This window comes from Shewanella japonica (genome assembly GCF_002075795.1).
Lineage (GTDB): Bacteria > Pseudomonadota > Gammaproteobacteria > Enterobacterales > Shewanellaceae > Shewanella > Shewanella japonica.
Window position 1 is genome coordinate 1,146,692 of the sequence record NZ_CP020472.1, and the last position, 11,913, is coordinate 1,158,604.

At 40.1% G+C, this 11,913-nt stretch carries 7 protein-coding genes; 3 read left to right on the plus strand and 4 right to left on the minus strand.

Features of this window, described 5'->3' with window-relative positions; translation table 11 throughout:
* Position 1: 1 nt before the first annotated feature.
* The gene (locus tag SJ2017_RS04840) at positions 2-2,035 is read right to left on the minus strand and encodes a TonB-dependent receptor plug domain-containing protein (protein WP_080915050.1); all 2,034 of its coding nucleotides are present in this window, start codon (positions 2,033-2,035) and stop codon (positions 2-4) included.
* A gap of 460 nt (positions 2,036-2,495) precedes the next feature.
* A complete protein-coding gene (locus SJ2017_RS04845) occupies positions 2,496-4,310 on the minus strand; it encodes a polysaccharide lyase family 7 protein (protein WP_080915051.1) in 1,815 nt (604 codons plus the stop codon).
* 1,043 nt (positions 4,311-5,353) lie between these two features.
* On the opposite strand from SJ2017_RS04845, the gene SJ2017_RS04850 reads away from it, so the two are divergent.
* Positions 5,354-6,820 carry a carbon starvation CstA family protein gene (locus SJ2017_RS04850; RefSeq protein ID WP_080915052.1) on the plus strand — a complete coding sequence of 489 codons (1,467 nt, stop codon included), beginning with the start codon at positions 5,354-5,356 and terminating at the stop codon, positions 6,818-6,820.
* 70 nt (positions 6,821-6,890) lie between these two features.
* Here SJ2017_RS04850 and SJ2017_RS04855 read toward each other — a convergent pair whose 3' ends face one another.
* Together SJ2017_RS04855 and SJ2017_RS04860 are read right to left on the minus strand one after the other, a co-directional pair.
* Positions 6,891-7,367: a hypothetical protein gene (locus SJ2017_RS04855; RefSeq protein WP_080915053.1), complete on the minus strand. Its 477-nt coding sequence runs from the start codon at positions 7,365-7,367 to the stop codon at positions 6,891-6,893.
* A gap of 208 nt (positions 7,368-7,575) precedes the next feature.
* Positions 7,576-9,504 (minus strand): putative bifunctional diguanylate cyclase/phosphodiesterase, encoded by a 1,929-nt coding sequence (locus SJ2017_RS04860; protein ID WP_080915054.1) that lies wholly within the window; start codon positions 9,502-9,504, stop codon positions 7,576-7,578.
* Between the two features lie 574 nt (positions 9,505-10,078).
* On the opposite strand from SJ2017_RS04860, the gene SJ2017_RS04865 reads away from it, so the two are divergent.
* The gene (locus SJ2017_RS04865; RefSeq protein ID WP_080917400.1) at positions 10,079-11,329 is read left to right on the plus strand and encodes a sensor histidine kinase; all 1,251 of its coding nucleotides are present in this window, start codon (positions 10,079-10,081) and stop codon (positions 11,327-11,329) included.
* A 13-nt stretch (positions 11,330-11,342) separates the two neighbouring features.
* Positions 11,343-11,885 carry a response regulator transcription factor gene (locus SJ2017_RS04870; protein ID WP_055024762.1) on the plus strand — a complete coding sequence of 181 codons (543 nt, stop codon included), beginning with the start codon at positions 11,343-11,345 and terminating at the stop codon, positions 11,883-11,885.
* The last annotated feature ends 28 nt before the right edge of the window (positions 11,886-11,913 follow it).

The following is an 11,913-nucleotide window of genomic DNA, read 5'->3' on the forward strand; positions in this document are numbered from 1 at the left end:
TTTAAAAATTAGCTGTGACTTTGAACAGCACGCTTTCATCTATGTAGTTGGGGATTGTGTAGGTTTCTTGTCGGTTTGCATATTCAAGATGACTACCAGCAAATAAATTCTTCCCAGTGACTGATACTCCCCAATGCTGACTTACTGCCCAATTCCAAGTTAAATCTAACAAGGTGTAGTTTTCCGTAAGGTATGCATCGCTATTTTCTACTCTGACAGTGGCAAAGATATTATGGCTGTCAAATAGATGGACATCGGCTTTAGCAAAAATCTGTCGAGTCGTAGAGTCTCTGCCAATGGCCGGAAACGTATTTTCAGGAAGGTCGTACTCAAAGGTGTTATAGCTATAACCAAGTTCAGCGTTAAACATATCTGCAGGTACCCAAGATAAAACGATATCACCACCTTGGGTAGTTAGATCGGCAGTCGACACAATATCAAATTGAATTGTCGTTTGCGTTAAGGCTTGTAATGCTTGCTGTAGCTGGCCCGATTGAAATAGGGCAAGGGCCGGGTAAAACTGTTCAACATTAGGGTTGATATCTATAACGGCAACATCTTCAGTCTCGGTATGATACAGCGAGACATCAAGGTTCCATGATTGCTGTGATAATCGATAACCTAACTCGTAGGATAACGATGTTTCAGCTTCAACGTCATCGTTACCGTTTAAATAGGTTTTAATATGGTATTCATCAATCGCTTCTATGCCTGTAGAAAAAGGTAAAACCTCACTGACTTTTTGACCATTAATCGCGTAATTGTCATTAAATTCAATTAAAGATGGAATACGAACGCTTTGAGATACTGCGCTCCATAACACTTGGTTGTCCTGCGGTTTCCATAATAACCTTGCTAATGGTTGGTATTCCCAATCAGTTAAGTCATTGTGCTCGGCTCTTGTGCCGAGAACAAGGTCAAGCTCCTCTGGAATAAGAGCAAACTGAGCTTGTATAAAGCCACCATATTGCTGCAGGTTATCGAACTCTTTGTCGCTATGCAGGAATAAACTGTCTTCAAAAGAAATGGTACTGTAGCGGTAATTTAAACCCCAATCGAGTTGTAATGCTTGATAAATAAAGTTCATCTGATAGTCGACATCAAATGATTCGAACTCTTCTTGTAGGTAGGTTTGCGAGCCAGATTGATTAAGCCAGGATACTTGTAGCATTTGATTCGCTGAGTCCGACATTCTGTTTTCAAGTCGCGCCATGACCCGTGAGTCTGTTCGCTCTAGTTTGTCGGTAAAAGTGATGTTTCGGTTAGTGTCATCAATCACACCACGATAATTTTGCCCCAATTTTGATTCAGTTATATCGCCTTGCACGAAACCTGACCAATGGTCGCTGGTTGAAAAATCCATCCTCCCACCAAACGAGTACTGCTGAGTGACATCATTAGGCTCTAGTACCAAGCCTTTTTCAGATGCGTCACCATCTTTTACATGACCATAAACCCGATAGCTGCCTATATCACTGATGTCATTGCCATAACGGATATTTGCATCAATATTAACTTGGCTGCCACTGGCGGCATCAGCATATAAGCCTCGTGTATCTAAACTGTTTTTGGTAATGATATTAATCACACCATTGTTGGCGTTACTGCTCCAAAGCTGTCCACCTTGGCCACGAATGACTTCAATGCGTTCAATATCATAAAGCGGTACGTTTAGTGTTTCCCAGTACACCGCGGAAAACTGTGGCGTGTAAAGGCTTTGACCATCAATCATCACTAACATTTTACTGGAGAATCTTGATGCAACTCCGCGCGCTGATATTGCCCACTGATTGTTATCAAGTTGACGTACAACTAGGCCGGGTACCATTTTTAATGCTTCTGGAATAGAGGTTGCGCCAGAGTGGGTAATTCGTTCTTTACTGAGGACATAAATTGAGGTGGCAGTGTCAAATGCGGATTGAGATCGTTTCATTGCCGATGTCACTTGAATGTCCATCGCCATCAGTGACTCTAAATCTAAATCATCGAGGGAGCCTGCGGCATAAGTCATTGGTGACAAAATCACTAGAGGCATTAAAAAAGGTAAATGTGTTCTCAATATTTCATCTCCGACAGTCTATATATGCACGAATTACTTCATGGCGCATTGTGTGCGGCTGTTACATTTTACTTTATCATGTTGAGAAAATGTTAGTAATCTCGCCTGGTGAAATTATTTCCTTTTGCGATGTGGATCGGCTAAAACGTTGACCAAGCTGAACGTTTGAGTATTGTTGATGCTGACACCAATGTTGATGTTATCAATAAGTGTATATCAAACATCGTCTTTTTGCGTTTTCTTGAGGCGTGAATGTAATAAAAGCCAACAAAAGATTTTTGTTGGCTTTTAAGTCAGATACAACGTAGACCGCTGGACTCAATAAAATCAATAGTAAAACAATCAACCTAAGTCAGGCAGAGCAGACCGTTTGAATTGTTTAAATGAGTTTCCTCTTGCTTATATGCTAATGAGTCAGCTTTCAATCTGTTATTGATTAATAGGCATATCCATCATGCTTATTGCTCAAACTATAAAATGTCGCTTGAACATAATCATCTGCGTCACCAGTATTGTTTTGGTTATAAACACCCGCTTTGAAGTACATGTATTGATTGCCAGCATCGTAAGAGCTAGCACTCATATCGACTTCTTCAACAACATCAGCTTTACCTTCGCGCATAATTGTTACGGTTAAGATATTACCCACCACTTTGACTCGGTAACTGAACTTTTCATCAAGGCTGATACCATCAGCTGGGTTTGAAGCTGAGCTGCTACGAGAACCAATCATTTCGTAGTATTGCTCAGATCCAGTAATGGGTTCATGGGCAATGTAAATTGAGCCTTTGCTATTCGATGGCAACTTACGGTAATAAAGGCGAAGAGGTTCGTCATTGTTAGCATGGATCTGCCCAACAATCACACGTCCCACTTGGCTACTATCTCCGGTGGTGGCGACATGGTTGACGGCAAGCGTTGCTTCTAATGTACCGTCGACACCACCTGCTTCGCTTTGATCTGATGAAGGAGCGCTGCTGAACACCCAGTTATTGCCTCCGACACCTTGAGTGCTATAACTGGTATCTCCGCGGCGTAGCATTTCACGTAACTCAGTACGAGCATAACTGGTGTTAGTAGAGGTTTTTGGTGCATCAATAGGGCATCTGAACACCATGCCGCCATCTGCTGCGGTGTAAAAGTATGGGCTTCGAGTATATCCACTGGATAATTCAATTTCTTTAATGGTGTCTGACTTACCATCGTTGTTTTCATCAACAGGCACACCCAATGTCCAATCCACTAACTCGAAGTTACCTGACGGTGGTAAGTCAGGGTCTAAATTTCCTACAGGGTTGCTGGGTTCTGTAGGCTCAGTTGGCGCACTGCCATCAGAACAACCATTGATTTTGGTTTCAACAATGCTGTTCCATGTATTTGAAGAGTTGCCATAGCCTATGATTTGGACATACTGCGCGCTTGTATCAGTAACATCATATTCTTCAAGGCCAGAATTACTTCCGCTAGACTCCCCTGAAGCTAAGACGGAAATCCAGTTATTGCCATCTGATGATGTTTCAATATCAAAGTAAGATGAGCGTTCATTACCTTTAAACCATGCTACAGAGACAGATTTAACTTCTGATTGGACACCTAAATCATAAATAATGGTTTTGCCCTCACCATTGGATGACCAGCGTGATTCGGTGCCAAAATTATTGTCGATGGTATTCGCAGGTCCATGGCCATCGTTGCTACCATTATCGGTTGCTGAGGCAATGGTTAACGCACTGCTACCTGTGCAGGTGACTGGTGTGATTGGCTCTGTGGGTTCTGTAGGCTCTGTGCTGTTTGATGTTTTTTCTAATCCAAATGAGTTAAAGCGACCTTCACTACCAAAATACTCTCCATAAATAGTGATAGTATTTGCTGGGCCACTATTAAATGACACACTGACTTGTTGCCATTCACTTGTGCTTACCGTAGTTGATTCACTGACACCGCTGCCTGAAACCCCTAGCTTTCCGCCACCAGACACGTACGCTGTAAGGGTATAGTTACTATTAGCATCGACAGTGACGTTTTGTTCAACCCTGCCGTTATTTCCAGACATTTTTGCTGATTTACTGCCTTGATAAGCCACACCAGAGACGGATGAAGGATCGATATCGGTCCAGCCATCAAAGCTATTTTCAAAGCTAGGGTTGTTAATGTTGATGGTTTCAGTGTGAACAAAACCGCAGCTGAAAGTGCAAGTAAGTGCTGTCGCCAGGGTAATGGCAAGTTTATGCTTTTTATGATGTTTTATCATTTTTGTACCTTAGGTCGTTTCCCCATTTGAGTTAACAACTTATTCAGTAAAATCTCTTACTTTATCTCAGCATTTAGATCAGATCATTGTATGAAAAGCGAATACAACTGAATAAGTTGTTGCTACCTAATACATAAAATGACCTCAGTAATGTAATACACTATTTGAAGCATTAGGTATTACTGGTTATATGATCTTGTTACCAATTTGTAAAACTTATTTGTATCTAAATAACGCAAATTGGTTATAATTCAAAGTGGATTGAATAGGTTTTATATTGTTGTCATGTGCTAGGTTTCTGATTTTAAAGGGTGTGTATATTTTTATAGCCTTGTTATTTACATAGCTGGTTCTTATATCATTTTAGAATAACTATATAAGCGATTGCTTGTTTTTTACTTTATAAGTCAAATTGGTAAGGTAGGTTTATGCTTTTGAACGATTCTTTAACTGTTAATCAGGAAAGTCTCTGCATATTCACAATCTGGTAAGGTTTAGAGTGACAATGTTGAGCTTGATAGTGTGGAAGAAAGCGTTAAGCGAAAATCACTCAACTTTGATTAAGCGTCAAATCGCTAGTGTATCCAGTCTGCTGGTATCACTGACGAGGTAATCGTTTAGCGGGTGAGTTAGTTCATTTTGCAGTAATACGGCGCTGGATTAATCATTTTTTATTAGAGCTTGATCTAATTTTTGGACATTAGTTGTACGTATTTTCGCCCTAACCGAGTGTGACAGAATTAACTGTTTTGAAAGAAAATTTAATTAACATTTTTGGCACTTGCAATCGTGCAAGACGAGGTGGGTATGGCACTTTTGCTAGTAAAAGCCTTGTGGCTAGTGCATGTGCCTAGCATTGGCTTGTTTGGTAATATATTGAAGGTTTGCTGAATTTACAATTAACTAACATTCCCCTTCGGATAAGGCATATAGCCTGACAACCCCTACTTTAGTATAAGGTCTAGCTACTTGACCAATGGCACGTAGTGCATGACACTCAAAGCTATTCTAATACCCTACACAGTTACGGATGGCTCAATAAAATGCTAATTTTCCTCCTTTGTATTGCGTTATTGATCCTCGCTTACAAGTTTTACAGCCCTTTTGTAGAACGCCAAGCAGGCATTAATCCCAACGCAAAAACCCCACAACAACGTTTTGAAGATGGTGTCGACTATGTTGAAGTTCACCCTGTTAAAGCGTACTTAATTCAATTCTTGAACGTTGCAGGTGTTGGTCCAATCTTTGGTCCCATCTTAGGTGCCTTATATGGCCCAATTGCACTTGTTTGGATTGTACTGGGTAATATCATTGGTGGGGCGGTTCATGACTACTTCTCTGGTGTATTAAGTATCAAAGAAGATGGTAAGAGTTTACCTGAAATTGCTGGACATTATTTTAATGTTTACTTTAAAGGTGTCATGCTGATATTCACGGCAATGTTATTGTTCTTCGTGGGTGTCGTATTTATTATGAGCCCAGCAGGATTATTAAGTAACCTTGACTATTTTGAAGGCACTATTTTAGCCAATAACGTCTTTTGGGTATTAGTGATTTTAGGTTACTACTTCTTAGCGACCTTACTGCCTATCGATAAAATCATTACTAAACTTTACCCGTTATTTGGTTTATTAATGATTGTAATGACGACATCTATTGCGGTGGCGTTATTAATTAGTGCTCCTCAGTTACCTGAAATGGCCGATATTTTCGCTTACTTTGACCATAGCCATTACAACAATGATTTATTAGAGCCAAACCCAGATGGGCTACCTGTATGGCCATTGCTGTTTGTGACCATTACTTGTGGTGCAATTAGTGGTTTCCACTCGACTCAAGCCCCTATCATGGCGCGTTGTTTAACCAACGAAAAATACGTGCGCCCAGTTTACTACGGTGCAATGATGTCAGAAGGCATTGTTGCTTGTGTATGGGCAACTGCTGGTATTGCGGCATTCCCTGGTGGTTATGCAGAGCTTAAGAGTATTCTTGATGCTGGTGGTCCTGGACTTGTTGTTAATCAAGTTGCAACCAGCTACTTAGGTGTTGCGGGTGGTATTATGGCAATTATTGCTGTTGCTATTTTCCCTATCACGTCTGGTGATACAGCATTCCGTTCATTACGATTAACCATTATTGATGCATTTAAAATTCCGCAAAGTATACGTAACCGTTTACTTGTGGCATTGCCAATTTTAGTGATTGCTTACTTCATGACTAAGATTGACTTCTCGCTGATCTGGCGTTATTTCGCCTTCTCAAATATGCTGCTTTCTACCAGTGTTTTATGGTTGGCGACTAAGTACTTATTTGACCGTGGAACTTTCCACTGGATTGTGAGCTTGCCTGCGATTGTCGGTACTTGTGTCACCGTATCTTATATTATGACTGCGGGTATTGGTTTTGGTTTACCACAATCATTAAGTCAACCTGTCGGGATTGCCACTGGTATCGTTTGTTTAATTGGGTTAATCATTGCCCATAATAAACGCAAACCTGTGACTGAATAACCTCGGTAAGAAAAACAAAAAGGACTGCAATTGCAGTCCTTTTTTGTATTTGTTCGCACTAGAAGTCATTTTACGTTTTATTGCTGATGAACGCTTTGAGACGTTCGCTCATATCAGAAAATATGCTAAATAATCTGACGAATCCGTAATAAAGGTATCTAAGCTGAAAGTCTCCCAAATAATACAAAAACACGTCATCAGCTTGTTTTCGAGTAATCGGAATCTCATGCCGGTACTGGCACAAAACGTCATGAACCATCGAAGCGTAATAGGTGATAGGTTTACCTGTATTAACCAGTTTTCGACCATCTGGTACACCCAGTAAGCATAAATCAAAGCAATTCACTTTTGGTGTGCAACCATCCCAAGCATAACCCTTTTCACGGCTTCCCTTTACAGTGATATCGCCAGCGGTATTGATCTCTAAAAACGTATCTTCTTGGCTGAATGCTTGCTTAATTGTGGTTGCGTGGAATACCACATCTTCATGGACCACAAATTTATAAATGCCTTTTCTTTTTTTAGCGGGGCTGGCTGTAAGACTCATGGTTCCTCTCCTCCTTGAAGATGGATTTATGGTGCATCGTTGTTGTGCTAGTGATTAATCTAGCAGACTTGGTCAGTAAAAAAATCAGTAGAGAGGATGTTTTAAAGCGCTAGTGAAGTGTTAAAGCAAGTTACCACAGCCTCAAGTAAGGCTGTGGGACGATAAAGTGAGTTTAGGTTGTTGTGCAGGCATTACTAAATAAATTGGCTTAGGCCGCTTCTGTAGGTGATTTAGGAGTACAAACTCCAGTTCCTGTGAGCGCAATATGATTTAAATTATTGCGAATCACCTTGGAGCCGACATTGTAAGAGGATTCAGGTCGGCTAATTAAAAATCCTTGCACGCAATGAATACCTAGATTTTTAACTAGTTCAAATTGCGATGCGACCTCGACACCTTCTGCAACTATTTTTAAATCTAATTGCTTGCCTAAGTCACTAATGGAATTAAGAATTTTTTCATATTTTGGGTTGATAGTCGCTTGATCGATAAATAGTTTATCAATCTTAATAATATCTACGGGGAGATTACCTAACGCAGATAATGAGCTAAAGCCGGTACCGAAGTCATCAATGGCTATCTGCACGCCTTGTTGGCGAAGGCGCTCTAAATCATCAATGATTTTTTCTGAAGCATGGATCAAGCAAGACTCAGTGATTTCCAATAGAAGAGCGGTTGGAGGTAAGCCTGTTTTCGCTAACGTGTCCGTCACCCACTCGTAAACGGGTAAATGTTTTAATTGAATCCCAGAAATGTTGACAGACATTTTGACTTTATTCATGCCTGCATTATGCCACGCGGACATTTGGCGGCAGGCTTCAAACAAGATCCAATTACCTAACTCAATAATGAGGTTAGAGTCTTCAGCGATAGGAATGAATTCGGCAGGTGAGATCGGGCCTTCAACAGGATGATTCCAACGAGCTAGTGACTCGAAGTAATCAATGCTGAAATCATCCACATTCACAATCGGTTGGAACGACAAAGTAAAACTTTGACTGGCAATAGCAAGGCGCAGCTCTTCAATCAAGTAATGGTAACGTCTAATTTTATTACCCATTTCTGGCGAGTAAACTCTAAAAATACCTCGGCCATCCGTTTTAGCACGGTACATGGCAACATCAGCCATTTGTAATAGGGTGTTAGGGCTAGAAGCACTATCAGGGTATGTGGCAATACCAATACTGGCGCCAATTTTAATCACCTTATTACCGAGTACAAAGTCACGTTCAATCTCATGTAGTACATTTTGGGCAACATCAATGGCACGATTTTCATCTTCAAAGTCTTCGATAAAAATGGAAAACTCATCACCGCCAAGTCGTGATAAATTGAGCTCGAGTTTTACGGTTTCGCTAATTTGACTTAAGCCTTGATTGCGAACAACCGTGGCTAAACGCTGAGCGACCTGAATTAAGATTTCATCACCAAAGCTGTGACCAAAAGAGTCATTAACCTGTTTAAAACCATCAAGATCGATAAATAGTAGGGCTTGTTTCTTCTGCTTTTTTTCTGCCAGTGCTAATTGCTTCTCAAGGTGTTCTAGATAGGCGTGACGGTCTATTAGCCCTGTTAATTTATCTTGGTATATTCCTAATAAATTCTGAGTGGTTTGCTGTTTAACGTGCTTGTTTAATTCATTAAGAGCCACACTGATATGCGAGAGGGTATTTTGTCCGTCATTTTCAGGCGGAGCGATATTATAACTTTTGAGTAATTTATTGGTTTCGTTGTTAATAAAACTCAATGATGCACTGTTTTTACGATCGGAACGTGATTTTATATAAAAGGGAATCAAATAAGCTAAAAAAGCCAATAGCAATAATGGAATATTGCTGAACATCATCATCTCACTCAGTACATCTTTAATTTTGACGACTTCTAGTACATCTGATTTTTTAGATAATACGGCGTAGTAATACTGGCCTGATTGAACCAAATTGTTATCAATAAATAATAATTTTTGCCAATGAGTGGGTAGGTTACTGGCTTCACTCAATGTGATTTGAGTAATTTTATGATGGAAAATATTACTATGAATACCTTGCAATCCATGATTAAAACTTAGCACCAATAATACGTACAGCATGCAAATAAAGCTGACGATGGTAAAGGTAAACTTAGATAATTTAGTCATAAACAAATTTCATATTCTTGATGGATTGCATTGCCATGTAAGTGACATGTTGCGCAAAGTTAATTGCGTTATTATATAGTTTAAGCATTGTGAGTACAATTGTTTGTGACATGTTAAGCGACTAAAAGCCTAATAAAATTAGTTATTTATCTTGTTTTTACTTGTGAGTGGGCTTTAGCAGGGGAGCTAATTGTAAAAACGTGAAGAGCGGTGTTTAGCATGCAATATTTGCAAGTTTGTTTCGAGGTAAAGAAACATTAAGCTTTTATCGACTGCGTAAAAATTACCTTGAGAAAGAATTGATAAAAATCGATTCTGATAATTGGTTTTTAACGCTTAGTATTGGTTTTTATTATAAAAATTGATTAAAAAACATTCTTTGATTTCGGTCAGTTTAATTATTTCTCTTGCCTCTGTATGTTATGTAAATTACATATTTGTTGTTTTTGTGGTGTTAGGTAACGATTTTTTAAATTGATGAGGCATAAAAGTCGACTGAGTAGCGTTTTTATTTTTGGGTTCGTGATTAAATCTTTGGTACTTATCTATGCTATTCAAAGGTATCGAAGTATTCATGTTTGAAAAAACAAGTGGCTTTGAAAGGAACAAAGAGCAACTCGCACTACTTAGACTCATTAATTGGTTATTGAAATTAGGGCTGATTTTTTTCGGCACAGAGTTATTCGATTTAACTTGGCCGCCCAAAGAGTTGAGCTATGTACTTTTAGCCGAGTTCATTTATGTCGTTGCCTGCTTCCGATATCGATTCCAATGTATTAATACACCTTCCATTTTATTTAGTACCTTACTGTTAGATACATTGTTCTGGGCTATCTGGCTGTTTTATACAGGTGGTGCCACGAATGCGTTTGTATCATTATTGCTATTACCCATTGCTATAGGTGCTGTCACTCTTTCTCGCTGGGCCCCGTGGGTACTGACGTTCCTCTCTACTGGGTTATATACCTTGATGATGTTTACTATGCCTGAAAACCGTATCCGTCATCATGGTATGGACATGAGTTCACATTACCTTGGAATGTGGTTTAATTTTGTTATTTCAGCCTTGGTGCTCACAATTACTGTCGGTTTTATCGCTAAGCGAGTCAGGCAAAAAAATGCCCAGCTCAGCTACTTGCGAGAGGCGCAGCTTAGACAAGAAAAGTTGCTTGCACTCGGTACTGCCTCTGCCCAAATAGCACATCAAGTGGCTACGCCTCTGGCTACGTTACGCTTACTTGTTGATGAATTAGCTGAAGAAGGTGTCGCAACTGATATCGAACCTGATATGCAACAAGCCTTACTTCGATGTGAGGCGACATTGGCTGATTTGCGTCATGCAACAGAATCGATAAGAGAGCAAAAACGTGTTGCCACACCTATTCATCATTTTGTTGAAGATTTACGCGATAGAGTGCAATTACTGATGCCAGAAACGCAATTGGTGATTGAGCAAAGTGAATTGCTCCATTCAGCCACAATCAATACTGATGCCAGTGTACTGCCTGCTTTTTTAGCCTTAATCGACAACGCAGCTCGTGCGAGTGTTGAAAATATCAATCTTGCTAAAGTGATGCTGACTGTTGTGAGCTCTTCTCCACAAGAGGTGTGCGTTAATATTCGCGACTTTGGCAAAGGAATGGGGGCACAGCAGTTGGCTGAACTAGGACAGAATGTCGTAAGCGATCCAAAAGGAATGGGAATAGGGGTGTTATTGAGCCATGCCAGTTTTGAGCGTTTGGGCGGTCAGTTTAGTTTGTGTCAGCATCAAGAGGGCGGAACGATTGCATCAGTGACCTTGCCTGTGACCAATAATAATTTATAAGGTGGTGTGCAGTATGAACAAATTACTGATTATTGAAGATGACCAAGCATTATCATCAACTTTGGCAAGGCGATTAACTAAACAGGGATTTGAATGCGTTCAATGTCATGATGCAAGTAATGGGTTACTCATGGCGAGGCAGTTTATGCCGAGCCATATTTTACTTGATATGAAAATTGCTGATCACAATGGCTTAACCCTGATTAAACCGTTACGTCAGTACTTGCCAAAGGTCAAAATGGTACTTCTTACTGGATATGCCAGTATTGCCACAGCGGTTGAGGCAATAAGGTTAGGGGCGGATAATTACTTAGCTAAACCCGTAGATACGCAAACCTTGCTAAATGCGCTTGCAGCAGAAGTCGAACCAGAGGTTCAAGCTGAATTTACAGATCAACCATTAAGTCCGAAGCGATTAGAGTGGGAGCATATTCAGCAAGTGCTGGCGAATAATAATGGTAATGTGTCAGAAACTGCCAGAGTATTGGGGATGCATCGCCGTACATTGCAGCGTAAGTTACTTAAAAAGCCGGTAGCGGATAATCGATGTGCCTAATACGATTCTCCTTGTATTGTTTATTTAG